The organism is Castellaniella sp. UC4447_H14, assembly GCF_052978285.1.
In genome coordinates this window covers 1,471,831-1,494,583 of sequence record NZ_CM129666.1, presented here as the reverse complement: position 1 = coordinate 1,494,583, position 22,753 = coordinate 1,471,831, and the positions used below count along the sequence as shown (strand labels likewise).

Annotated in this window: 23 protein-coding genes; 15 read left to right on the top strand and 8 right to left on the bottom strand. The window is 64.1% G+C overall.

Going from position 1 to position 22,753, the window contains the following annotated elements; all coding sequences use genetic code 11:
- Position 1 precedes the first annotated feature (1 nt).
- The 12 genes from fabG to recO all read left to right on the top strand — a co-directional run bounded on the left by fabG (position 2) and on the right by recO (position 11,150).
- Positions 2–742 carry a 3-oxoacyl-ACP reductase FabG gene (gene fabG / locus ACVCMJ_RS07280; protein ID WP_447080768.1) on the top strand — a complete coding sequence of 247 codons (741 nt, stop codon included), beginning with the start codon at positions 2–4 and terminating at the stop codon, positions 740–742.
- A 128-nt stretch (positions 743–870) separates the two neighbouring features.
- Entirely contained in the window at positions 871–1,110 is a 240-nt protein-coding gene (gene acpP / locus ACVCMJ_RS07275; RefSeq protein WP_043680887.1) for an acyl carrier protein, read from the top strand.
- Between the two features lie 138 nt (positions 1,111–1,248).
- The gene (gene fabF / locus ACVCMJ_RS07270) at positions 1,249–2,478 is read left to right on the top strand and encodes a beta-ketoacyl-ACP synthase II (protein WP_447080767.1); all 1,230 of its coding nucleotides are present in this window, start codon (positions 1,249–1,251) and stop codon (positions 2,476–2,478) included.
- A gap of 34 nt (positions 2,479–2,512) precedes the next feature.
- On the top strand, positions 2,513–3,112 hold the full coding sequence (rpoE, locus tag ACVCMJ_RS07265; RefSeq protein WP_447080766.1) for an RNA polymerase sigma factor RpoE: 600 nt from the start codon (positions 2,513–2,515) through the stop codon (positions 3,110–3,112).
- A 9-nt stretch (positions 3,113–3,121) separates the two neighbouring features.
- The gene (locus ACVCMJ_RS07260) at positions 3,122–3,619 is read left to right on the top strand and encodes a sigma-E factor negative regulatory protein (RefSeq protein WP_447080765.1); all 498 of its coding nucleotides are present in this window, start codon (positions 3,122–3,124) and stop codon (positions 3,617–3,619) included.
- Positions 3,619–4,620, top strand: a complete 1,002-nt coding sequence (locus tag ACVCMJ_RS07255; protein ID WP_447080764.1) for a MucB/RseB C-terminal domain-containing protein — start codon at positions 3,619–3,621, stop codon at positions 4,618–4,620. The genes ACVCMJ_RS07260 and ACVCMJ_RS07255 overlap by 1 nt, the downstream gene beginning before the upstream one ends.
- Before the next feature lie 23 nt (positions 4,621–4,643).
- Entirely contained in the window at positions 4,644–6,149 is a 1,506-nt protein-coding gene (locus ACVCMJ_RS07250) for a DegQ family serine endoprotease (RefSeq protein WP_447080763.1), read from the top strand.
- Between the two features lie 89 nt (positions 6,150–6,238).
- Positions 6,239–8,032 carry a translation elongation factor 4 gene (gene lepA / locus ACVCMJ_RS07245; protein WP_447080762.1) on the top strand — a complete coding sequence of 598 codons (1,794 nt, stop codon included), beginning with the start codon at positions 6,239–6,241 and terminating at the stop codon, positions 8,030–8,032.
- Positions 8,033–8,043: 11 nt separating this feature from the next.
- The gene (gene lepB / locus ACVCMJ_RS07240; RefSeq protein WP_447080761.1) at positions 8,044–8,931 is read left to right on the top strand and encodes a signal peptidase I; all 888 of its coding nucleotides are present in this window, start codon (positions 8,044–8,046) and stop codon (positions 8,929–8,931) included.
- On the top strand, positions 8,931–9,686 hold the full coding sequence (rnc, locus tag ACVCMJ_RS07235) for a ribonuclease III (protein WP_447082693.1): 756 nt from the start codon (positions 8,931–8,933) through the stop codon (positions 9,684–9,686). Before lepB ends, rnc begins: the two co-directional genes overlap by 1 nt.
- The gene (era, locus tag ACVCMJ_RS07230; RefSeq protein WP_447080760.1) at positions 9,683–10,567 is read left to right on the top strand and encodes a GTPase Era; all 885 of its coding nucleotides are present in this window, start codon (positions 9,683–9,685) and stop codon (positions 10,565–10,567) included. Before rnc ends, era begins: the two co-directional genes overlap by 4 nt.
- Positions 10,560–11,150 carry a DNA repair protein RecO gene (gene recO, locus ACVCMJ_RS07225; RefSeq protein ID WP_447080759.1) on the top strand — a complete coding sequence of 197 codons (591 nt, stop codon included), beginning with the start codon at positions 10,560–10,562 and terminating at the stop codon, positions 11,148–11,150. The genes era and recO overlap by 8 nt, the downstream gene beginning before the upstream one ends.
- Before the next feature lie 85 nt (positions 11,151–11,235).
- Here recO and ACVCMJ_RS07220 read toward each other — a convergent pair whose 3' ends face one another.
- The 3 genes from ACVCMJ_RS07220 to ACVCMJ_RS07210 form a co-directional block, all read right to left on the bottom strand.
- Entirely contained in the window at positions 11,236–11,940 is a 705-nt protein-coding gene (locus ACVCMJ_RS07220) for a Bax inhibitor-1/YccA family protein (RefSeq protein WP_447080758.1), read from the bottom strand.
- 95 nt (positions 11,941–12,035) lie between these two features.
- A complete protein-coding gene (locus ACVCMJ_RS07215; RefSeq protein ID WP_447080757.1) occupies positions 12,036–12,458 on the bottom strand; it encodes a DNA polymerase III subunit chi in 423 nt (140 codons plus the stop codon).
- Complete coding sequence (locus tag ACVCMJ_RS07210; protein WP_447080756.1) at positions 12,455–13,951, bottom strand: leucyl aminopeptidase; 1,497 nt, start codon at positions 13,949–13,951, stop codon at positions 12,455–12,457. The genes ACVCMJ_RS07215 and ACVCMJ_RS07210 overlap by 4 nt, the downstream gene beginning before the upstream one ends.
- A 49-nt stretch (positions 13,952–14,000) precedes the next feature.
- Here ACVCMJ_RS07210 and lptF point away from each other — a divergent pair, with 49 nt between their 5' ends.
- The 3 genes from lptF (at position 14,001) to ACVCMJ_RS07195 (ending at position 17,924) form a co-directional block, all read left to right on the top strand.
- Complete coding sequence (gene lptF / locus ACVCMJ_RS07205; protein ID WP_447080755.1) at positions 14,001–15,116, top strand: LPS export ABC transporter permease LptF; 1,116 nt, start codon at positions 14,001–14,003, stop codon at positions 15,114–15,116.
- Between the two features lie 156 nt (positions 15,117–15,272).
- A complete protein-coding gene (locus tag ACVCMJ_RS07200; RefSeq protein ID WP_447080754.1) occupies positions 15,273–16,766 on the top strand; it encodes a CoA-acylating methylmalonate-semialdehyde dehydrogenase in 1,494 nt (497 codons plus the stop codon).
- Between the two features lie 195 nt (positions 16,767–16,961).
- Positions 16,962–17,924: a CysB family HTH-type transcriptional regulator gene (locus ACVCMJ_RS07195; protein ID WP_447080753.1), complete on the top strand. Its 963-nt coding sequence runs from the start codon at positions 16,962–16,964 to the stop codon at positions 17,922–17,924.
- Between the two features lie 11 nt (positions 17,925–17,935).
- Here the strand turns inward: ACVCMJ_RS07195 and ACVCMJ_RS07190 are convergent, their stop codons facing one another.
- Genes ACVCMJ_RS07190 through ACVCMJ_RS07170 form a run of 5 tightly spaced genes read right to left on the bottom strand, consistent with a single transcriptional unit; the run spans position 17,936 to position 22,450 of the window.
- On the bottom strand, positions 17,936–18,670 hold the full coding sequence (locus ACVCMJ_RS07190; protein WP_447080752.1) for an ABC transporter ATP-binding protein: 735 nt from the start codon (positions 18,668–18,670) through the stop codon (positions 17,936–17,938).
- A complete protein-coding gene (locus tag ACVCMJ_RS07185; RefSeq protein WP_447080751.1) occupies positions 18,667–19,401 on the bottom strand; it encodes an ABC transporter ATP-binding protein in 735 nt (244 codons plus the stop codon). Before ACVCMJ_RS07185 ends, ACVCMJ_RS07190 begins: the two co-directional genes overlap by 4 nt.
- A complete protein-coding gene (locus tag ACVCMJ_RS07180) occupies positions 19,398–20,345 on the bottom strand; it encodes a branched-chain amino acid ABC transporter permease (RefSeq protein WP_447080750.1) in 948 nt (315 codons plus the stop codon). Before ACVCMJ_RS07180 ends, ACVCMJ_RS07185 begins: the two co-directional genes overlap by 4 nt.
- Positions 20,342–21,205 carry a branched-chain amino acid ABC transporter permease gene (locus ACVCMJ_RS07175; RefSeq protein WP_447080749.1) on the bottom strand — a complete coding sequence of 288 codons (864 nt, stop codon included), beginning with the start codon at positions 21,203–21,205 and terminating at the stop codon, positions 20,342–20,344. Before ACVCMJ_RS07175 ends, ACVCMJ_RS07180 begins: the two co-directional genes overlap by 4 nt.
- Before the next feature lie 30 nt (positions 21,206–21,235).
- Complete coding sequence (locus ACVCMJ_RS07170) at positions 21,236–22,450, bottom strand: amino acid ABC transporter substrate-binding protein (RefSeq protein ID WP_447080748.1); 1,215 nt, start codon at positions 22,448–22,450, stop codon at positions 21,236–21,238.
- Positions 22,451–22,753: the final 303 nt, after the last annotated feature.

Genomic DNA, 22,753 nt, shown 5'->3' with positions numbered 1-22,753 from the left:
TATGTCCGACTCTCCACTCGCCGGCAAGACGGCGCTGGTGACTGGCGCTTCGCGTGGCATCGGGCGCGCCATCGCGCTGGAGCTCGCCGCGGCGGGCGCCACGGTCGTGGGCACGGCCACTTCGGATGCGGGGGCGCAGTCAGTGACCGAGGCGCTGGCGGCCCAAGGCGGTCGGGGCGCTGTGCTCAACGTCAACGACGCAGCCGCCTGCGACGCGCTGTTGGCCGAACTTGCCGGCAGCGGCGCGCCTCATATTCTCGTGAACAACGCGGGCATCACGCGCGATGGACTGATTCTGCGCATGAAGGACGAGGATTGGGCGGCCGTGCTCGACACCAACCTGTCGTCGGTCTTCCGCCTGTCTCGGGGCGTGGCCAGGATCATGATGAAGGCCCGGTGGGGGCGTATCATCAATATCACATCGGTGGTGGGCTACAGCGGCAATGGCGGTCAGACCAATTACGCGGCGGCAAAGGCCGGCGTGGCCGGACTGTCGCGCGCGCTGGCCATTGAGCTGGGCAGCCGCGGCATCACAGTCAATTGCGTGGCGCCGGGATTCATCGATACCGACATGACGCGGACGCTGTCCGAGACCCAGACGGCTGGCATCCTGAGCCAGATCCCCTTGGGGCGCCTGGGCTCCCCGGCGGATATCGCCTGCGCCGTCGCGTACCTGGCCAGTCCTCAGGCAAGCTACGTGACCGGTACGACGCTGCACGTGAATGGCGGCATGTACATGTAGGGCTTACGGAACGGGGCTTGCCCATCTAAGGTAAAATCCGTTCAATTCTTTTTTTGACCTAGAACCCGCTGCCCGTTCCACCTCATTTGGCTATAATTCGCGGGATTTTTCCTAACTGGAGAACATGCATGGAAAGCATCGAACAGCGCGTCAAGAAGATCGTCGCTGAGCAGCTCGGCGTCAACGAAGCCGAGATCAAGAACGAATCTTCCTTCCTTGACGACCTCGGTGCCGATTCGCTCGACATGGTCGAGCTTGTGATGGCCCTCGAGGACGAATTCGAAACCGAAATCCCGGACGAGGAAGCCGAAAAGATCACGACGGTGCAGCAGGCGGTGGACTACATCACCTCGCACAGCAAGCAGTAATCTTTTCGATGTTCCGGCAGCGGCGCGCCGCCGTCGGGCCCTCGGGCGGTTCGTGGCGAGACATTTTCGGTTTCCGCGCTGGATTCCGGTTGGGATGGCCTGCCATGAGTCCGCCCCTTTCATTTTCAGGAGCCGTATGTGAAACGACGTGTCGTCATAACCGGATTGGGCATCGTATCGCCCGTAGGCAATGATGTCGAAACCGCTTGGGATAATATCATCCAGGGGCGTTCGGGCATCGGGCGGGTGACACGCTTTGACGCATCGGTTCTCAGCTCCCAGATCGCCGGCGAGGTCAAGGACTTCCAGGTTACTGATTACATGGGTGCCAAGGAAGCCAAGCAGATGGATACCTTCATCCATTATGGCGTGGCGGCCGGTATCCAGGCCTGGCGCGATTCCGGGCTGGAAATCACCGAGGCCAATGCGGACCGCTGTGGCACCATCATCGGCTCTGGCATTGGCGGCCTCCCGCGAATCGAAGAGACACAGATCGAGTACCTGCAGCGGGGCGCCCGGCGGATTTCGCCGTTTTTTGTGCCGGCCTCGCTCATCAATCTGATTTCCGGCCAGCTTTCCATCATGCTGGGTCTGAAGGGCCCCAGTTATGCGGTGGTGTCGGCCTGCACCACCGGCCTGCACTCCCTCGGCGATGCGGCGCGCCTGATCGAATATGGCGACGCCGACGTGATGGTGGCGGGGGGGGCCGAAAGCTCTGTCTCGCCCCTGGGCATGGGCGGGTTTGCGGCCATGCGGGCATTGTCTACGCGCAATGACGATCCCACCACGGCCTCGCGCCCCTGGGACCGGGACCGGGACGGTTTCGTGCTGGGCGAAGGCGCAGGCGTCCTGGTGCTCGAGGAATACGAACACGCCCGCCAGCGTGGCGCGCGTATCTATGCGGAATTCCGCGGGTTCGGCATGAGTTCCGACGCTCACCACATCACCAGCCCGGACCAGGACGGTCCGCGCCGCGGCATGTTGCATGCCATGCGCAATAGTGGCGTGAACGCTGAAGAGATCAGCTACGTGAACGCGCATGGCACCTCCACGCCGCTCGGGGACAAGAACGAGACCGAGGCGCTCAAGCTCGCTTTCGGTGATCATGCGCGCAAGCTGGTGGTGAATTCGACCAAGTCCATGACCGGTCACCTGCTGGGCGCTGCCGGTGGCATTGAGGCCGTCTTCACCACGCTGGCGGTGTGCCGCCAGATCTCTCCGCCGACCATCAATCTGTTTCATCAGGATCCGGAGTGCGATCTGGATTACTGCGCAAACGAGGCCCGCGACATGAAGATCGATGTGGCGTTATCGAATTCCTTCGGGTTCGGCGGGACCAATGGCTCCATGATTGTCAGCCGGATCTGATCCGTGCGCGCGCAGGTCACTCCGAGGAGCCGGTATGTCCGAGCGCGAGGTTGATCTGGCGCTCGTCGAGCGGGTGCGCACTGGAGACCGTCGCGCGTTCGACTTGCTGGTCCTCAAATACCAGCGCAAGATCATGCGGTTGCTGTCGCGCATGATCCACGACCCCGCCGAAGTCGAGGACGTGGCCCAGGAAGCGTTCATCAAGGCCTACCGGGCGCTGCCGCGGTTCCGCGGGGAAAGCGCCTTCTATACCTGGTTGTACCGGATTGCGGTGAATACGGCGCGTAACTGGCAGAGCGCCAGTTTTCGCCGGCCCGTCGCTGTTACACATCTGGAGACCGAAGAAGGTGAAACTTTTGACCAGATCGATGGCCTAAGCGATCAGAGCACGCCCGAGTCGGTGCTGGCCAGTCGTCAGATCGCACAAACGGTCAATGAGGCCATCGAGGCGTTGCCGGAGGACCTGCGGACGGCCATCGTGTTGCGGGAAATCGAAGGGATGAGTTATGAGGACATCGCCAGCGCCATGCAGTGTCCGATCGGAACGGTGCGCTCGCGCATCTATCGGGCTCGCGAGGCCATTGCGGCCCGGCTGCGGCCTGTCATGGGACAGGATTCGGAGCACCGTTGGTAAGGAGTCGTCATGAATACTCGTCGTGAACCGCAAGCGGGGGATCAGACCTGGGAGTCCTCGGTGTCGGCCTGGATGGATGGCCAGGAAGATCTTCGCGCCGACGAACTCGATACCCCGTATGCCCGCCAGCTCTGGGACACTTATCACCTGATCGGCGACGTGATGCGCAGCGAAGAGCTGGCGATTCAGCCCTCCAGCCGGTTTTATGCGCGTGTATCGGCGGCGCTGGATGACGAGCCCGCCATTGTCGCGCCCGGGCCGATCGGGCGGCGGCATCTGCTGCGACTGAGCCTCTCCGGTGTGGCGGTGGCCGCCGCAGTGGTGTCCGTGGTCTGGATGGCGCGGCCGGCGCTGTTTGGCGGTGACGACATCGCAGTCACGGCGCCGGTGGTCGCGGAGGTCGGGCCGGCCGATCCCGGGCTGGCCCCCTACATGGACGCGCATCAGGCCATGGCGGGCACCGGCCCCGTTCGCCAGGTTTCCTATGATGGGATGGAGTCGAACTGATGGCCGTCGAGGCATCGGAACCTGCCCGACGGTGGGCGCCGGGCTTGGCCCTCGCGCTATTGTTGTCCGCAGGCTGCGGTCCTGCCCTCGCGGCTTCGCCGGCCATTGGCGGGTTCCTGCGGCAGGTCCAGACGGCCGCCCGAACCCTGGATTATTCCGGGGTCTATGTTTATCAGCAAGGGACGATGATCCAGTCCACGCGTCTGACGCATGTGGTCGATGGTCAGGGTGAGCGCGAGCGCCTTGAGGCCCTGGATGGCGATCCCCGTGAATGCCTGCGGCAAAACGATGTCGAGCATTGTCTGGAGCCCGGTCGCAAGCTGGTCACCGTCCAGCCAGCGCGCGACGACCACTTTCCGGGGCTGTTGCTGGGCGACGGGCGAAGCCTGGAAGAACACTATGAATGGAAGCCGTCCTCGCGTTCCTACCGCGTAGCGGGCCGCGACTGTGCCGTGTCCGAACTCATCGCGCGCGACCATCTGCGTTACAGCTATCGCATCTGCACGGACCAGCAAACGCATTTGCTGCTCAAGTCCCAGACGCTGGACCCCAAGGGCCATCTTGTGGATCAGGTGGCCTTTGGCACCATCCGGCTGGGACCCGACGTGCCCGCGAATGCGTTGGACTCGCCTTGGGATACCCGCAACTGGAGCCAGGAAACCGAGTCCGGCAGGCCCACGGATCTTCGGGCCAAGGGCTGGCGGTTTTCCCCGCCGGCCGGCTTTGCGCCCGTGGCCCAGCTCTCGCGCAAGATCGGTCCGCATCATGGCGTGGATCAATTGGTGCTGTCGGACGGTCTGGCCGCCATTTCCATTTTCATTGAAACCTTTGACCCGAAACGCGATCAAAACGTCAAACAGGGCGGCATGCGCCAGGGTGCATTGAATATCTATCGGTTGCGTCTGGCGTCCTACTGGCTCACTGCTGTGGGCGAGGTCCCGGCGCAGACGGTGCGGGATGTGGCGCATGCCGCGCAGTATGTGTCAAAGGCTGCTCATTGAACTTCGCTGACAAGGAGAATTCCATGGCTTTCGATTTGCGCGGTACTCCCGCCATGAGACGGATGGTGGCGGGCGCGGCCGCCAGCCTGGTGCTGGCGGCGACGCTGCCTGTGGCGGTTGCCCAACCGCAGCCCGCGGCCCCGACGGTCGCGCTGCCCGACTTCACCCAGGTCGTGGCGGAGACCGAGGGCTCGGTCGTCAATATCCGTACGACTGAAGCCGTCCCGGTGCGGCGCTCGCCCATGGGGCCGGGCGGTGGGGCCGATCCATCGGACCTGTTCCGCTGGTTCTTCGGGCCCGACTTCGTGCCGCCCGGGTTCGGTTCGCAGCAGCAACCACAGCAACAACAGCAGCAGAAGCCGCGCGCGCCGTCGTCCAAGCAGCCTCGTCCGCAGGAACGGACCGTGCCGCGCGGCATCGGCTCGGGCTTCATTCTCTCCAGTGACGGCTATGTCCTGACCAACAACCATGTGGTCGACAACTCCAACGGCATCTTCGTCACCATGACCAGCGGCAAGGAATACAAGGCCAAGGTCATCGGCACGGACGCCCGTACCGACATTGCCTTGCTGAAGATCGACGCCAAGGACCTCAAGCCGTTGCCCATCGGGGATTCCGACAAGCTGAAAAAGGGGCAATGGGTGCTGGCCATCGGATCACCCTTCGGGCTGGATTCGACGGTGACCGCCGGCATCATCAGCGCCATCAACCGGGATACCGGCGATTATCTGCCTTTCATCCAGACCGACGTGGCGGTGAACCCCGGCAATTCGGGCGGGCCGCTGATCAATCTGGCGGGTCAGGTCGTGGGGATCAATTCCCAGATCATTTCGCGCAGCGGCGGCTTCATGGGCATTTCGCTGGCCATCCCGATCGATGAAGTCATGCGGGTCGTCGACCAGCTGAAGGCGCATGGCAAGGTCACGCGCGGCAAGATCGGCGTCCAGATCACGGAAGTCCAGGACGATGTGGCCAAGGCCCTGGGGCTGCCCAAGTCCGAAGGCGCGCTGGTGAGCAGCGTCGAGCCCAAGGGGCCGGCCGCCAAGGCGGGCGTGCATCCGGGTGACGTTATCACGGCCTTCAATGGCCACAAGATCGAGCACATGACGGACCTGCCGCGCATGGTGGGTGCCACGCAGCCAGGGACCGACGTCACGATCCAGGTCTGGCGCAAGGGCAAGACGGTCGATCTGAAGGCCAAGGTTGCCGAACTCAGCGAAAAGGACATCGCGGCGCAGCAGTCCGAGGAAGTGCCGGGGCCCACCAAGGCGGACCGGTTGGGACTGATCGTGAAAGCGCGGCCGGCTGACTCGGGTGACACCCAGGGCGTGGTGGTTGATCAGGCGGAAGGCGCAGCGGCCGATGTGGGCATCCAGCAGGGCGACATCATCCTGCGCATCAACGACATCGACATCACCAGCCCGCAGCAATACGCCGAGGTGGTGAAGGAACTCGACAAGTCCCGTCCGGTGGTGCTGCTGGTCAGCAGGGATCAGCAGTCCCAGTGGGTAATCGTCAAGCCCCAATGATGCGCAAGGACGGAAACCGGTAAAATACCGGCTGAACGAAAGGGGGCGCCCTGCGGCGTCCCCTTCCTTTTTACGACGATCCTCCCCATATGGACCTCATCCGCAATTTCTCCATCATCGCGCACATCGACCATGGCAAGTCCACGCTGGCCGATCGCCTGATCCAGCGTTGCGGCGGGCTGCAGGACCGGGAGATGTCTTCCCAGGTGCTGGACTCGATGGATATCGAGCGCGAGCGTGGCATTACCATCAAGGCCCAGACCGCTGCACTGCGGTACTCGGCCGCCGACGGCCAGGTCTATGAGCTGAATCTCATCGACACCCCGGGCCACGTCGACTTTTCCTACGAGGTCAGCCGTTCGCTGTCGGCCTGCGAGGGGGCGCTGCTGGTGGTGGACGCTTCGCAAGGCGTGGAAGCCCAGACCGTCGCAAATTGCTATACCGCCATCGAACTCGGCGTCGAAGTGCTGCCGGTGCTGAACAAAATGGATCTGCCGTCGGCGGATCCGGATTCGGCGGCGGCTGAAATCGAGGACGTCATCGGCATCGACGCGTCGGGCGCCGTCCTGGCCAGTGCCAAGACCGGGCAGGGCATCGACGAGATCCTGGAAGCCATCGTGGCGCATGTGCCGCCGCCGAAAGGCGATCCGCAGGCACCGCTGCAGGCCCTGATCATCGATTCCTGGTTCGACAACTACGTAGGCGTGGTGATGCTCGTGCGCATCGTCAACGGCACGCTGCGTCCGCGAGACAAGCTCTTGCTCATGGCCACGGGGGCCACGCACCTGTGCGAGCAGCTTGGCGCGTTCACGCCCAAATCCGAGTCCCGGGCTGTCCTGTCGGCGGGCGAGGTCGGCTTTGTCATCGCTGGCATCAAGGAACTGCAGCATGCCAAGGTCGGCGATACGATCACGCTGGCCTCCAGGCCCGCCGCGGGCCCGTTGCCGGGCTTCAAGGAAGTCAAGCCGCAGGTCTTTGCCGGTGTGTATCCGGTGGAGTCCAGCCAGTACGATCAGTTACGTGATTCGCTCGAAAAGCTGAGCCTGAACGATTCGTCGCTGAAGTTCGAACCCGAGGTCTCCCAGGCGCTGGGTTTCGGATTCCGCTGCGGATTTCTCGGACTGCTGCACATGGATATCGTGCAGGAGCGGCTCGAACGCGAGTTCGACATGGACATCATCACCACCGCGCCTTCGGTGGTCTACGAGGTGGTGGACGGCAGCGGCACCGTGCTGAAGGTCGACAGCCCGGCCCGCATGCCGGAAGTCGGCCTCATCCGCGAGATCCGCGAACCCGTCATGACGGTCACGCTGTTCATGCCCCAGGAATACGTCGGCCCGGTGATGGCGCTGTGCACCAACAAGCGCGGCGTGCAGCTCAACATGAGCTATCACGGCCGCCAGGTGCACCTGAGTTACGAGATTCCGCTGGCCGAGATCGTGCTGGACTTTTTCGATCGCCTGAAGTCGGTGTCGCGCGGCTATGCGTCCATGGACTACGAATTCAAGGAGTATCGTGTGGCTGACGTGGTGCGCGTGGACCTGCTCATCAATGGCGACCGGGTCGACGCGCTGTCCATGATCGTGCACCGCAGCAATGCCCGTACGCGCGGGCGCGATGTGGTCACCCGCATGCGCGGCCTGATTCCGCGCCAGATGTTCGATATCGCCATCCAGGCGGCCATCGGCGCGGAGGTCGTGGCGCGCGAGAACGTCAAGGCGCTACGCAAGAACGTCCTCGCCAAATGCTACGGCGGCGATATTTCGCGCAAGAAGAAACTGCTCGAAAAACAGAAGGCGGGCAAGAAGCGCATGAAGCAGGTCGGTAATGTCGAGATCCCGCAGGAGGCCTTCCTGGCGGTGCTCCAAGTCGAAGAAAAATAGGCGGAATCAACATGAGCTGGGATTTTGCACTGCTGCTGTTCGTGGCCCTGGTCGTCACGGGGCTGGTCTGGCTTCTGGACCGCTTTCGGCTGCGCAAGCGGCGCCGCGCCCGTGCCGACGCGGCGGCGCAGGCTTGCCGCAACAATGCGGCGGGGCTGGATCGGGCCGCGCTGGATGCCGAATGTCTCGAGATCTACGAGAAGACCCTGCGCGCGCCATGGTGGGTGGAGTATTGCGTCAGCTTCTTTCCGGTCATTCTGTTCGTGTTCGTCCTGCGCTCCTTCGTGGTGGAGCCTTTTCGCATTCCGTCGGGCTCCATGCTGCCGACGCTGGAAAATGGCGACATGATATTGGTGAACAAGTTCGAATACGGCATCCGGTTGCCGGTCATCGACCGCAAGATCATCCCGATTGGTGCGCCGCACCGGGGTGACGTGGTGGTCTTCCGCTATCCGGTGGATCCATCCGTGGACTACATCAAGCGCGTCGTCGGCGTGCCGGGCGACGTGGTGGAATACCGCAACAAGGTGCTGACCATCAACGGCCAACTGATTGCGCATGAACGGGACGGCGACTACTTTGAACCGGATCGGGCCGTCTACGTGGGCCAGTACGGCGAGCAGCTCGGTTCCGTCGCGCATCAGATCCTGCTGAACGTCCATGCGCCGCAGGACTTCATGCCCATCACCCGTTTTCCGGACTTCCAGGCCTGCACCTATCTCTCCGACGGCATTCGCTGCACCGTACCGGCGGGGCATTACTTCATGATGGGTGACAATCGGGACAACAGCCTGGACAGCCGCTACTGGGGGTTCGTGCCGGACGCCAACATCGTGGGCCGCGCATTCTTCATCTGGATGAATTTCGGGTCGCCCAGCCGCATTGGCGGGTTCAAGTGATGACGGTGCTGGATACCTTGCAGGAGTCGCTGGGCTACCGCTTCCGCGACCTCGGGTTGCTGGAACAGGCCCTGACCCACCGCAGCCACGGGATGCCGCACAATGAGCGACTGGAGTTCCTGGGCGATTCGGTGCTGAATTTCGTGGTGTCCGCGCTGCTGTTTCGCGAACATGACGAAATGGACGAAGGCGATCTTTCGCGTGTACGGTCGAACTTGGTCAAGCAGGCGGCGCTGGCGGACATTGCGCGTACGCTGGGGTTGTCAGGGCTGTTGCGCCTGGGGGAAGGCGAGCTCAAAAGCGGCGGCTTCCGGCGACCGTCCATCCTGGCCGATGCGGTCGAGGCGATCCTGGGGGCGCTGTATCTGGATGGCGGCTTTCCGGAGGTCAGTGCGGCCATCGATCGCCTGTATCGCCCCATTCTGGCCAACATCGATCTGCGCACTTTCGGCAAGGACGCCAAGACGCTGTTGCAGGAAATGGTCCAGGGCCGCGGTCTGGCGCTGCCGCAGTATACGGTCGCGGGGACGCACGGCGCCGCCCACAACCAGACTTTCGACGTGCTCTGCGAGATTCCGTCCCTGGACCTGCGCCAGCAGGCGTCGGGCAGCAGCCGCCGTGCGGCTGAGCAGGCTGCCGCGGCCCAGTTGATCATTGCGATCGAGGCGCTAGGGCCGGTGCGGCGATCAGGGCGCCGCCATCATCGCCGGTCTCAGCTCAGTCTGCCGGTTGCAGTCTCCCAGGAGAAAAAATGAGCGACTCCCGCTGCGGCTTCGTGGCGCTGGTGGGCCGCCCCAACGTGGGGAAGTCCACGCTGAGCAATGCATTGGTGGGTGCCAAACTTTCCATCGTGTCGCGCAAGGCCCAGACGACGCGCCATCGGATCCACGGGGTGCTGACGCGCGGTGGCGACCAGTTCGTCTTCGTGGATACGCCTGGCTTCCAGACGCGGCACGGCGGTGCGATGAACCGCATGATGAACCGCGTCGTCACCCAGGCGCTGGCCGAGGTCGACGTGGTCATTCACGTCGTGGAAGCCGGGAAATGGTCAACCGCCGACGCGGCGGTGCTGGCGCTGCTGCCGCAGCACCGGCCAGTCGTTCTGGTCGTCAACAAGATCGACGAGTTGCGGCAGAAAAATGATCTGTTCCCCTATGTCTCGCGCTTGATGGAACAGTTCCCGTATGCCGCCGTGGTCCCCGTCAGCGCCTTGCGCGGTGTCCAGCTCGATGCTCTGGTGGACGAGCTGGCGCAGCGCCTGCCGGCGGGCGAGCATCTGTTCGAGGAAGACACGCTCACGGATCGGCCGGTGCGTTTTCTCGCAGCTGAGCTGCTGCGCGAAAAGATTTTCCGCTTGGTGGGCGACGAGCTTCCCTACGCCTGCACGGTCGTCATCGAGCAGTGGGAAGAAGGCGATGAAGGGGTGCGGATCGCCGCCTGCGTGGTGGTGGAGCGTGAAAGCCACAAGCCGATCCTGCTCGGGGCAGGCGGCCAGCACATGAAGCGGATCGCCACGGAGGCCCGCCAGGACATGGTGAAGCTGCTCGAGAAGCCGGTGCACCTGGACGTCTACGTGAAGGTGCGCAAGGGCTGGTCGGACCGCGAATCGGCGCTGCGCGATCTGGGATATGAGTAAGCGCGCCCAGCGGGTCCAGGATGCGCGCGCCTATGTGTTGCATACCAGCCCGTGGCGCGAGACTTCGCTCATCGTGCAGGCCTTCGCGCGGGACCAGGGCCGCGTGGCTCTGGTGGCCAAAGGCGCCAAGCGCCCGTATTCCATTCTGCGTCCGGTCCTGGTCGCTTTCCAGCCTCTTTGGCTGACCTGGAGCGGCGAGGCCGACGTCCACACGCTGATCCGGGCCGAGGCCGGGCCGGTACGCCTGCTGCGGGGGCGCGCGTTGATGTCGGCTTGGTACATGAGCGAGCTGCTGCTGCGCCTGCTGGCGCGCGAGGATCCCCATCCGGGGGTGTTCGACGCCTACGAGGACGCGCTGGACGTGCTCGCGGATCCTTCCGGCGGGACGCAGGCCGCCGTGTTGCGGCGGTTCGAGTGGCTATTGCTGGAGCAGGCGGGCTATGGTGTCGAGGCGGCCATGCCCGATTTCGACGATCCGGCTGTCGAGCCGGGCGCGCGTCAGGCCTTGCGGGAGCGCTTGGACCAGTTGCTGGATGCACCGCTGCGCACCCGTCAGGTGCTGATGGATCTGCAGCGGTACTGAAATGAAGTCCGCCCCGCGCGACGAGCGGGGCGGAAGGCCCGATCAGGGACTGGCGCGGCTCGTTCGAGGCCGCACCAGGCAAGCGTCAGTCGCGGTTGCCGCCGAAGATGCCCAGCAGCATCAGCAGGTTGGCGAAGATGTTGTACAAATCCAGGTACACCGCCAGCGTGGCCGTGATGTAATTGGTTTCGCCGCCCTGTACCACCCGCTGCAGGTCTACCAGCAGGAAAGCCGAGAAGATGCCGATGGCGAGCACCGACAGCGTCAGCATCAGGGCCGGGATCTGCAGGAACATGTTGGCCAGCATGGCGACCAGCAGCAGTACCACCCCGATGAAGAGGAACTTCTGCATGTGCGTGAAGTCGCGCTTGGTCGTGGTCGCGACCGTCGCCATGGTGCCGAAGACGGCCGCCGTGCCGCCGAAAGCCAGCATGATGAGCTGGGACCCGTTCGAAAGCCCCAGGACCATGCCCAGCAGGCGTGACAGCATCAGCCCCATGAAGAAGGTGAAGCCCAGCAGCAGGGCCACTCCCAGCGAGCTGTTTTTATTGCGCTCGACGAGGAACATCAACCCGATTGCGCCCACCAGGAACAGCAGGGTGCTGGTGCCCGGATTGGCGGCCATGGCCTGGCCGGCCCCGAAGTGCAGCCCCACAGCCGCGCCCAGCACGGTCGGGATCATGGACAGCGCCAGCAGCCAATAGGTATTGCGCAGCACGCGGTTGCGCGCCACGACGGACGTCGCGCCGAACGCGCCGTCCTGGGGTAGGGTGTGACGAAGATCGGACATAGTGATTTCCTGTCTCTGTGTGTCTTGGCAACGAGCCAATCCTAACATGTCTTTATCTTACAGTAAGCTGAATGCTGTCGTCCATCGCTGTATCGTCATAGTTTATGGCTATGCAGCTCGTGTCCGGCCCGCTGGTAGTGGGACCAGCGCAGGCGCGCGGCCTGTACGTCGGCTTCGTGGTGCGAGACGATTTCCAGCACGCGCTGGAACCGTTCCACTTGCGGCGGGCAGTCCAGGTCCAGATTCAGAAGCCAGTCGGCGGGCGCCAGGCTTGCCAGCGCGGCCTTGTCCTGGGCCAGCACCACGTCGGCCAGACTTGCCAGGGGATCCGAGGCCAGTGCGTGGGGGATGAAGCTTGCCGGCTCGAATTCCCACAGCAGGGCGTCGAACCGGTGCAGGCGCCGCGCGTCCGTGCAATAGACGATCAGCCGATGCCCCGCCCGTACGTGGCGCGCTGCCGTGCGGCATGCCATCCGCAGCCGATGGGCGGCGCCATGCGCGAAATCGATGCGGCTCATGCGCGGCATTGTGCGAGCAGATACTGCACGAGCAGCGGCACCGGACGGCCGGTGGCGCCTTTTTGCTTGCCTTGGCGCCAGGCGGTGCCGGCGATGTCCAGATGCGCCCAGCGGTACTTCCCGGTGAAGCGCGACAGGAAGCAGGCCGCCGTCGTGGCGCCGGCTGGCCGGCCGCCGATATTGGCGGTGTCGGCGAAGTTCGATTTCAGCAGATCCTGGTAGGCATCCTCCAGTGGCAGGCGCCACGCGGGGTCCAGGGCCTCGCGGCCGGCCGCGAGGAGCTCCGCCGCCAGGTCCTCGTCGCGCGTGAACAGCCCGCTGTTGACGTGGCCCAGCGCCACGACGCAGGCGCCGGTGAGCGTCGCCATGTCGATTACGGCGGCTGGCTTGAAGCGTTCGGCATAGGTCAGGGCGTCGCACAGGATCAGCCGGCCTTCCGCGTCCGTGTTCAGGATTTCGATGGTCTGGCCGGACAGGCTTGTCACGATGTCGCCGGGCTTGTTGGCGGTGCCGCTGGGCAGGTTTTCGCAACTGGGGATGAGACCGATGATCTCGCGCGGCAGGTCGAGTTCAGCCACCGCCCGCAGCGTACCCAGCACGCTGGCGGCCCCGCACATATCGTATTTCATCTCGTCCATCGCGGCGGCGGGCTTGATCGAAATGCCGCCGGCGTCGAAGGTGATGCCTTTGCCCACGAGCACGATGGGGGGCGCCTTGCGCGCCTGCGCCGAGCTGGGCGTGTGGCGCAGCACGATGAAGGCCGGCGGCTCGGCTGAACCCTTGGCAACCGACAGGAACGAACCCATCTTCAGGGCTTCGATCTTCTTCTGGTCCAGCACCTCGGCCTTCAGCGTCTTGAATTCCCGTGCCAGGTCCTTTGCCGCGCGGCCGAGGTAGGAGGGCGTGCAGACGTTGGCCGGCAGGTCGCCCAGCAGGCGGGCCAGATTCACGCCCGCGCCCGTCGCGGCGCCTTGGGCCAGCCCGGCGCGCGCCCGTGCAGCCTGCGCACGCGAGAGGTGCACGCCCAGGTTGCGCCATTGGATTGCCGGCCGCGGCGTGCTCAGCGTGGCGTCATAGCGGTAGGTGGCGGCCGTGACGACACGGGCCACCAGCCGGGCGCGTTGCGGAAGGTCGGCGTCCGGGCATTCCAGCGCACACAGTGTCGTGACCGCGCTGGACACCCCCGCCTTCAGGCAGGCACCGGCGAGCGACTCATGGGCCTGCGCGAGCGCCTCGGCGCGATAGTCGGGCTGCCGCCCCAGGCCGAGTAGAATGATCCTGTCCGCAGCGACGCCATCCAGGCTGTGCAGCGTCAGGCTGCTGCCGCGCGCTGCGTCGAATTCGGCGCGCACGATGGCGCGCAGCTTGCCGCCGCACGCCTGATCCAGCGCATCGGCCGCCGGGCTCAGAATGCCGTCCTGAAAGATCCCCACGGCCAGGGCCGGGGTCTCGATCAGCGGCAGGGAGGCGGCAGTCGTTGTGCTAAATTCCATGAGTTTTCCTTTCGTCTTCGGATAGTCGGTCCATTATTCCGCATTTTTCATGTCACTGTTCAAGCGCGCCGTCTTCTCCGAGATCACCAGCCACGCGGGCATCGTGTTTTCGACGCTGCTGGTGGTGTGGCTGAGCGTGCTGATCGTGCGCCTGCTCGGGGAAGCCGCGTCCGGGGATATCGGCGCCAACGTGGTGCTGGGGCTGGCTGCGTTTTCCAGCATCACCGCGCTGCCGGTGATCCTGTCGGTGTCCCTGTTCGTGGCGGTGCTCACTACGGTGACTCGCAGCTACCGGGAATCCGAAATGTCGGTGTGGCTGGCCAGCGGGCTGTCGCTCGCACAATGGCTGCGGCCCGTCATGCAATTTGCCCTTCCGGTGGCGGCGGTCGTGGCCGTGCTGACGCTGGTCGCCTCGCCGTGGTCGTACGGCCAGATTGCCGAATACCGCCAGCGATTCGAACAGCGATCAGACCTGTCGCGGATCTCCGCCGGACAGTTCATCGAGACGGACGAAGGCAACCGGGTTTTCTTTGCCGAATCGCCGAAGCGTCCGGGCGACGAGCTGGGCAAGGTCGTGGCCCGCATCGTCGAACCCGACTGGCTCAGCGTGATTACGGCCGAGAGTGCCGCCATCCGCGCGGAGCCCAACGGGGACCGATTCCTGGTGCTGGGGCCCGGCCATCGCTACGATCTGAAACCCGGCACGCCGGAAGTCCGCTTGCTGGACTTCGATCGCTACGGGGTGCGTATCGAAAGCCGTACCGACCCGAGCTCGCTGGAAGCCGCCCGGCTGGCAGCACTGCAGGAAATCAAGGCGCGCCCCACGCTGGAATTGCTCCATGGCGGCGATCTGGAATCCCTGTCGCAGCTCATGTGGCGCCTGGCCCTGCCGCTGGCCGTGCTCAATCTGGCCCTGATTGCGCTGCCCCTGGGGGCGGTCAACCCGCGCCTGGGGCGATCGGGCGACCTGATGATCGCCGGACTCGTGGCGCTGCTCTATATGAACCTCATCAATCTGTCGCGCGGCTGGATCCTCAATGGCGTGCTGCCGTTCGGCGTCGGAGTCTGGCTGGTCCACGCAGCGTTCCTGGCGCTGGGCCTGATCATGTTGTGGCGGCGTACCCGGGTGTCCCGGCCCAGGCGGCGGCGCAAGGCGGTTTCCTGACGTCCGGGGCCTGCGAATCGTCGGCGGCGTGACAAATATTCTTCCTGCTTTGAGACTACACTGGAACCGATCCCGGCGGATGCCGTCAATACTCCGGCTGCCCGCGCAGCCGGTTCGCCGTAAATAAGTACATCCATTGATGAACAGGAGACTTGAATGAGTGATATTCCGCGCATTCCGCTATTGATCGGCGGGAAACTGGTCCAGTCCAACACCAAGGAATGGCGCGACATCATCAATCCGGCGACCCAGGAGGTCATCGCCCGGGTGCCGTTCGCGACGCCCGAGGAACTCAACCACGCCGTATCCGATGCCGCCGAGGCCTTCAAGACCTGGCGCAACGTCAGCCAGGCCAAGCGCCAGCAGGTCATGATCAACCTGGCGCGTCTGCTGCGCGAGAACACGACCCGGATCGCCGAGGCGCTATCTCATGAACATGGCAAGACGTTGCCGGATGCCGAGGGCGAAGTCGGCCGGGGCATCGAGGCCGTCGAACATGCCATTTCGGTCAATACCCTGCAGCTCGGGGAGTTCGCCGAGAACGCCGCGACGGGCATCGACGTGTACTCGATCATCCAGCCGCTGGGCGTCTGCGCCGGCATTACGGCGTTCAATTTCCCCGTGATGCTGCCCTGCTGGATGTTCCCGGTGGCCGTCACGGTCGGCAATACCTTTGTGCTCAAGCCGTCCGAGCAGGACCCCACCGCTTCCCTGATGGTCGCGCAACTGGCCCTCGAAGCCGGCTTGCCACCGGGCGTGCTCAACGTCGTGCATGGTGGACCTGAAACTGCCAACGCACTTTGCGATCACCCCGACATCAAGGCCATTTCCTTCATCGGCTCCACGCGAGTGGGCACGCACATCTACGAACGTGCCTCGGCCGCCGGCAAGCGCTGCCAGGCCATGATGGGCGCGAAGAACCACAGCGTCATCATGCCCGACGCCGACCGCGAGGCGGCCCTGAACTCCATGCTGGGGGCGGCCTTCGGCGCTGCCGGAGAGCGTTGCATGGCCATCTCGGTGCTGGTGCTGGTGGGCGAAGCCCAGAAGTGGCTGCCGGATTTCGTCGAGCGCGCCCGCAAGCTGAAGGTCAACGTGGGGATGGACCGCAAGGCCGACCTCGGGCCGCTGGTTTCGCCGCGTGCCAAAGAGCGCGTCATGGGCCTGATCCAGAAAGGCGTGGACGAAGGCGCGGAACTCGTGCTCGACGGCCGCAACATCAAGGTCGCCGGCTACGAGAAGGGCAACTTCGTCGGCCCCACGATCTTCAGCAAGGTCAAGGGCGACATGACCATCTACAACGAAGAAATCTTCGGGCCGGTGCTGTCGGTCGTACTGGTCGATACGCTGGAAGAGGCCGTGGATTTCATCAACGGCAACCCCAACGGCAATGGCACCTCGATTTTCACGCAGGACGGGGGCGCTGCGCGCTACTTCCAGAATCACATTGGCGTGGGTCAGGTAGGGATCAACATCCCGATTCCGGTGCCGGTGGCCTGGTTCAGCTTCACCGGGTCGCGGGCGTCCAAACTCGGCGATCTGGGACCCAATGGCAAGCAGGCGGTGTACTTCTGGACTCAAACCAAGACCGTGACGGCCCGCTGGACGGCCCACCATCGCGAGGTCAACACGACGATCGCCATGCGCTAGCGCATCGGCCAGCGCGGCGCGATCCCCCGGATCGCGCTGCGGCCCGGTCCCTGTGCGGCAAGGGCCGCGACCCCTCGGGTCGCGGCCCTTTTCCATGGTGCGGATCCCGCGCCCTGCATTTAAACAAATGACTAGAAGTTATGATGAGGCCGATCTATATTCCATATAATAGCTGCTCTTATAGGGTGTGGACCCATGAACCTCCAGCAATTTCGGTTTGTCCGCGAGACGATACGCCACGGCTTCAACCTGACGGAAGCGGCGCGGTCGCTCTACACCTCGCAGCCCGGCGTCTCGAAGGCCATCATCGAATTCGAGGATGAACTGGGCGTCAAGATCTTCGAGCGGCATGGCAAGCGTCTGAAAGGCCTGACCAAGCCGGGACATGCCGTGTCGGGCGTGATCGATCGCATCATGCGCGAGGTGGACAACCTGAAGAAAGTCAGCGACGAATTCGCGCAGCGTGACGAGGGCGCGCTCGTGATCGCCTGCACGCACACGCAGGCCCGCTATCTGCTGCCGCGTGTGATCCCCGCCTTCCGGGCACGATTTCCAAAGGTTCACGTTTCGTTGGCGGAAGGCAATCCCGAGCACCTGGCCCGCCTGGTGCTGCATGAGCAGGCCGATCTGGCGATCGCAACCGAAACGCTGGCGGAAACCTCAGGCCTGGTGGCCTTGCCGGTCTATACCTGGGAACACACCCTGGTGGTGCCGCCCGACCATCCGCTGACCAGCCTGACGTCCAGCGCGGCACGCAGCCTGTCGCTGGAACATCTGGCGCAATATCCCATCGTGACCTATGACCGCGCGTTCTCCGGGCGGCGGGCCATCGACGCTGCTTTCGAGCAGGCGGGCATCACGCCCGACATCGTGCTGGAGGCCATCGACGCGGATGTGGTCAAGACCTATGCCGATATCGGTCTGGGCATCGGCATTATCGCAGGCGTGGCCTTCGACCCTCGCCGCGACAAGACCCTGGTGGGCCTTCCGGCTGGCCATCTGTTTGGCAAGCACGTCACCAGCGTCGCCATCAAGCGGGGCGTTTTCCTGCGCGACTATGTCTATACGCTGCTGGAAATGCTCGCGCCCGAGCTGTCCCGCGACGTGGTGGCGCGGGTCGTCGCTCAGCCCGCGCCGCCGGTGCGGGACGCGGCCTGAAGCGACGGGCTTCAGACCCCCAGATAGGCGCGCTTGAGCTCCGGATCTTCGATCAGGTCGCGGGCGACGCCCTCGCGCACGATGTTGCCGGTTTCCATGACGTAGGCCCGGTCGGCGGCCGCCAGCGCCAGGTGAATGTCCTGTTCCACCAGCAGGACCGTCACGCCCTGGTCGCGGATCGCCGTCAGGTTTTCCATCAACTGGTCCACGATGATGGGCGCCAGGCCCAGGCTCATTTCGTCGACCAGCAGCAGCCGGGGCCGCGCCATCATGGCGCGCGCCATCGCGCACATCTGTTGTTCCCCGCCGGACATGCTGCCGGCGAGCTGCCGGCGCCTTTCGGCCATGCGAGGAAACTGTTCGTAGACCTTTTCCAGGTCCGCACGGACGCCGGCCTTGTCGTCGCGCCGGTAGGCGCCCATCAGGAGGTTGTCCTGGACCGACATGCGGGGGAAGAGCTGCCGCCCTTCGGGCAATTGCACCACACCGTGGCGGAAGATGGTGTCCGGCGTGCAGCCGACCAGCGATTCCCCGGCCAGGGTGATGCTGCCCGACAGCGGCGCCAGCAGGCCGGAGAGGGTGCGCAGCAGCGTGGTCTTGCCCGCGCCGTTGCTTCCGACCAGCGCCAGGAATTCGGCTTCGTGGACGTCCAGCGAGATCTCGTGCAGGACCTTCACCAGCCCGTAGCCCGCTGACAGGTCACGGATCTTCAGCAGGGGTTCGCGGGTTTTTTCGGGGGCGTTCATGTGCGCTTCTTTCCAAGATAGGCTTCAACCACGCGGCTGTCGGAGAGCACGCTGTCCGGGGCGCCATCGGCGATCTTTTCGCCGTGGTGCAGCACCATGATGCGGTCGGACAGATTGCGGATCGCCTTGATGACGTGCTCGATCACGATAATGCTGATGCCGGTGTCGCGCACCTTGCGGATGATGTCGATGACTTCGTCGATTTCGACCAGGTTCAGCCCGGCCATGACCTCGTCGCACAGCAGCACCCTGGGTTGCATGGCCAGTGCCTTCGCCAATTCCAGGCGCTTGCGATCCGGTCCTCCCAGATCTTCGGCGCGCTGGTCGATGTGCTTGCCCAGCCCGACGAATTCCAGGCACTCGCGGGCGCTTTCGCGAGCCAGCGCGAGCTTCGACTGCCCCTCGCCGCGCCCGAACAGCGCGCCCACGGCGACGTTGTCCAGGACCGAGAGGCCGGGAAACGGCTGCATGATCTGGAACGTGCGGCCGATGCCCAGGCGAGCGCGCCGGAAAGCGGCCATGCGGTCAATGCGTCGTCCGTCGAACCAGACTTCGCCTTCCGTGGGCGGCAGCGTGCCGCTCAGCAGGCTGATCAACGTGGTCTTGCCGGCGCCGTTCGGGCCGATGAAGCCGAGGATCTCGCCTTGCGCCAGCGAAAAGCTGACATCGTGCACCGCGAGCAGACCGGCAAAGCGGCGCGTCAGTTGGCGGGCTTCCAGAATGGGACTCATATGCGGTGCATCCGGATGTTTTCGATGAAGTAGTGCCAGCCCGTGCGGCGGAACCGGCGCATGACGTCGGCCAGGCCGCGCGGCATCAGGACCACGGCCACCACGATGACGATCCCGAAGAACAGGCCCGCAATGCTGGTGACTTCGCTGGAGAGCAGCTCGGAGATCGCCGACAGGATGAACGAACCCACGATCGGGCCCAGGATGGTGCCGGGGCCGCCGAACACCGCCATGATGATCATCTTGACGTTGAGGGTGATGTCGAAGGCGCTCTCGGGATCCAGGAAGGTGATCCAGTAGGCATGGATGCCGCCGGCCAGTGCGCTGAAAATGCCGGCCAGCGCAAACGCCAGGACCTTGTATCGCGTGGTGTCCACCCCCATCACCACGGCGCCCTCTTCGTTCTCGCGGATGGCGATGAGCCCGAAGCCGAAGCGGCTGCGCGTCAGCCACCAGATGGTCAGGGTCGCGAGGACCAGGAGGACCAGGGACATTTCGTAGAAGAACGGATCATTGTTCAGCGGCGGCAGCACCAGGCCGATGTTCTCGCCCGCCAGCGGCACGTTCGACACGATGGCCGCCATGATCTGCGCCAGCGCCAGGGTGGCGATGGCGAAGTAGTGGCCTTTCAGCCGCAGCACCGGGATGCCCAGCAGCAGGGCAAAGGCCACCGCCAGCACGACGCCGAAGGCCATGCCGACGGCAAAGGGAAGCTGCCACTGCACCATGGCGATGCCCACGCCGTAGGCGCCCAGGCCGTAGAACACGGAGTTGCCGAAGGACGGGTACCCGGTGTAGCCCCCGATGATGTTCCAGCCCTGGGCCAGAACCGCGAGCAGCAGGGTGCTGATGCCGAACTGGACCATGGTGTCCGTCCCGTAGAGCGGCAGCAGAGCCAGCGCGACCAGCACGACCAGAATCAGGGGAAGGCGCAGATGCTTCATGCCGTTCTCCCCAGAATGCCGGTGGGCCGGATGATGAGTACCAGGATCAGCACGCCGAAGCTGGCGACATCAGCGTAGGTGGGGCCGACGTACAAGGTGGTCAGGGATTCGATGAGTCCCAGGATCAGGCCGCCCACGATCACCCCCAGCGGGGTGTCCAGGCCGCCGATGATGGCGATGGCAAAGGATTTGGCGGTCAAGGTCGCACCAATGTAGGGATTGATCTGCGAGACGGTGCCGTACAGCCCTCCGGCCGCACCCGCCAGCGCCAGCCCGAGCCCGAAGGTGACGGCGTACAGGTGACGCGGCTCCACGCCATACAGGCGTGCCGCCGACAGGTTCTGTGCGGTGGCGCGGATGGCCCGCCCCAGGCGCGTATGCAGCAGGAAGTACCACATGACCAGCGTCAGCAGGATGGCGACGACGCACGCCGCCAGGCGGACCAGCGGAATCGTGATCCCGAACACCGTGGTGTTATGTCCTGAATAGACGGGATTGATGGTGCGGAAGTCGGCCGAGAAGACCAGCTGCGCCAGGTAAGTGAGCACCACTTCCAGCCCGAAGGTGATCAGCAGCGTGTTGAACATGGGCGCGCGCACGATCAGGTTCAGCAGGCCGCGCTGGATCGCATAGCCCAGCACGAACATCACCACGGCTGTGAGCGGCAGTCCCAGGAAAGGATCCAGGCCCCACCAGTGGAAGGTGTACCAGGAGATATAGGCGCCCAGCATGATGAAGGCGCCATGGGCCAGGTTGACGATATTGAGCACCCCCCAGACCAGAGCGAGGCCGAGCGCCACGATGGCGTACAGCCCGCCCTGCAGGATGCCGTTGACGAGTACTTGCAGCAGAAGGTCCAAGGGGGGTTCTCCAGGGCTCGTTGCGAGCGATCAGCGTTTCGTCCAGTCGGGCATCGGGTAGTGGGCGTCTTTCAGGAACTTGGTTCCGTCAAACACCGCGACCGGCTTGCCGTTCTGGACCTGAATCACCGTCTGGTCCAGATGGATCTGGCCGTTGTCGGCGAACTTGATGCGTCCGTACAGGCTGTTGAAGTCGCTGGCAGCCAGCGCGTTGCGCACGGCCTTGGGTTCCAGCGTGCCGGCCTTCTCGACGGCCTTCACGATGGCTTCCACGTCCGCCACACCGGAAGCGGCGTGATAGTCGGGTTCATAACGGTACTGGGCGCCCCAAGCCTTCGCGAATTGCGCGCCATCGCCAAACCAGTCGTCCTTCAGCGTATCGCTGGGCAGCCAGGCGGTCATGCCGAAGGCATAGTCGGCGTCCTTGCCGAGGGCTTTGCGGAAGTCTTCGCTGGGCACCCCGACCGTGAACGAGTAAAGCTTCGGCGAGACGTCCAGGCTCTTGGCCTGACGGATGAAATTCAGGATCTCGGTTTCGTGGCCGGCCACCAGCACGGCGTCCGCCTGCTTGGACTTGATTTGCGACAGCAACGTGTTGAAGTCGCTGGCATTCGAGCTGTAGCGCTCGTCGAGTACCGTGTTCAGGCCCGCATCTTTCAGCATGGGGCGAGTGCCCTTGGCCACAGACACGTCGAACGAGTCGTCGGCGTAGAGCAGGGCGACCTTGGCGGGCTCGGGCTTGAGCTGCTTGAACATCTTGATCGTGCTGCCGAAGTAATCACTGGCGGGCGCCAGGGTCCCGAAGACGTACTTGAAGCCGCGCGAGAAGATCTGGTCCGAAGCGCCGCCGCCCTGGACCATCGGGATCTGGTATTTTTCGGACACGGCCGAATCGGCGAGCGCGAAGTTGCTGGCGAACGGTCCGAGAAGGAAATTGACCTTGTCCTGAGACACGAGCTGCGTGTATTGGCGCACGCTGAGGTTCACGTCGGACTGGTTGTCATAGAGCTTCAGCGCCAGCGTGTACTTCTTTCCGCCGACCGTCACGCCGCCCTTGCGGTTGATCTGGTCGATGGCAAGCTGGTAGGCGTCGCGATAGTAGCGACCTGTGTTGGCGATCGGGCCGGTGAGCTGGACAGACGCGCCCAGAACAATCTGGTTGTCGGCTGCCTGGGCGGTGCCGCCCAGAGCAAGTGCCAGAGCAAGAGCGGCGAGCGGTATTCCGTGCCGGAGTGCAGTATGCATGAAGGAGCCTCCTGTGGATGGTTTTGGGACGCTCCCATGCGATGCCCTGCGGTATGGCGCCCTATCAAGGGGGTGCGAAAGGACAACGCGACCCTTCCGGAGCGTCTCTTACCGCGTATTGTGCTCTTTGTGACATGACAGTTGTCTGAATGTAATCTGACTTATCGCTGAATCGGCGCATGATCTCCAAGCAACAGCAGCTGTTCGTGTATCGATTTGACCGGCTTCCCAATGCAAAAATCCCGAACTTCCGGCTTTCCTCCTGTGGAGTCTGATACATTTACTAAAACCACGCGGGACACG

Excerpts from the sequence above, each read along its gene's own strand:
- ACVCMJ_RS07180 (WP_447080750.1), bottom strand. The coding sequence starts at position 20,345 with ATGAAGCATCTGCGCCTTCCCCTGATTCTGGTCGTGCTGGTCGCGCTG.
- ACVCMJ_RS07210 (WP_447080756.1), bottom strand. The coding sequence starts at position 13,951 with ATGGAATTTAGCACAACGACTGCCGCCTCCCTGCCGCTGATCGAGACC.
- rnc (WP_447082693.1), top strand. The coding sequence starts at position 8,931 with ATGACGGTGCTGGATACCTTGCAGGAGTCGCTGGGCTACCGCTTCCGC.
- acpP (WP_043680887.1), top strand. The coding sequence starts at position 871 with ATGGAAAGCATCGAACAGCGCGTCAAGAAGATCGTCGCTGAGCAGCTC.
- ACVCMJ_RS07190 (WP_447080752.1), bottom strand. The coding sequence starts at position 18,670 with ATGAACGCCCCCGAAAAAACCCGCGAACCCCTGCTGAAGATCCGTGAC.
- ACVCMJ_RS07260 (WP_447080765.1), top strand. The coding sequence starts at position 3,122 with ATGAATACTCGTCGTGAACCGCAAGCGGGGGATCAGACCTGGGAGTCC.
- ACVCMJ_RS07220 (WP_447080758.1), bottom strand. The coding sequence starts at position 11,940 with ATGTCCGATCTTCGTCACACCCTACCCCAGGACGGCGCGTTCGGCGCG.
- ACVCMJ_RS07215 (WP_447080757.1), bottom strand. The coding sequence starts at position 12,458 with ATGAGCCGCATCGATTTCGCGCATGGCGCCGCCCATCGGCTGCGGATG.
- era (WP_447080760.1), top strand. The coding sequence starts at position 9,683 with ATGAGCGACTCCCGCTGCGGCTTCGTGGCGCTGGTGGGCCGCCCCAAC.
- ACVCMJ_RS07255 (WP_447080764.1), top strand. The coding sequence starts at position 3,619 with ATGGCCGTCGAGGCATCGGAACCTGCCCGACGGTGGGCGCCGGGCTTG.
- rpoE (WP_447080766.1), top strand. The coding sequence starts at position 2,513 with ATGTCCGAGCGCGAGGTTGATCTGGCGCTCGTCGAGCGGGTGCGCACT.
- recO (WP_447080759.1), top strand. The coding sequence starts at position 10,560 with ATGAGTAAGCGCGCCCAGCGGGTCCAGGATGCGCGCGCCTATGTGTTG.
- fabG (WP_447080768.1), top strand. The coding sequence starts at position 2 with ATGTCCGACTCTCCACTCGCCGGCAAGACGGCGCTGGTGACTGGCGCT.
- ACVCMJ_RS07195 (WP_447080753.1), top strand. The coding sequence starts at position 16,962 with ATGAACCTCCAGCAATTTCGGTTTGTCCGCGAGACGATACGCCACGGC.
- lptF (WP_447080755.1), top strand. The coding sequence starts at position 14,001 with ATGTCACTGTTCAAGCGCGCCGTCTTCTCCGAGATCACCAGCCACGCG.
- ACVCMJ_RS07200 (WP_447080754.1), top strand. The coding sequence starts at position 15,273 with ATGAGTGATATTCCGCGCATTCCGCTATTGATCGGCGGGAAACTGGTC.
- ACVCMJ_RS07170 (WP_447080748.1), bottom strand. The coding sequence starts at position 22,450 with ATGCATACTGCACTCCGGCACGGAATACCGCTCGCCGCTCTTGCTCTG.
- lepA (WP_447080762.1), top strand. The coding sequence starts at position 6,239 with ATGGACCTCATCCGCAATTTCTCCATCATCGCGCACATCGACCATGGC.
- ACVCMJ_RS07250 (WP_447080763.1), top strand. The coding sequence starts at position 4,644 with ATGGCTTTCGATTTGCGCGGTACTCCCGCCATGAGACGGATGGTGGCG.
- lepB (WP_447080761.1), top strand. The coding sequence starts at position 8,044 with ATGAGCTGGGATTTTGCACTGCTGCTGTTCGTGGCCCTGGTCGTCACG.
- ACVCMJ_RS07185 (WP_447080751.1), bottom strand. The coding sequence starts at position 19,401 with ATGAGTCCCATTCTGGAAGCCCGCCAACTGACGCGCCGCTTTGCCGGT.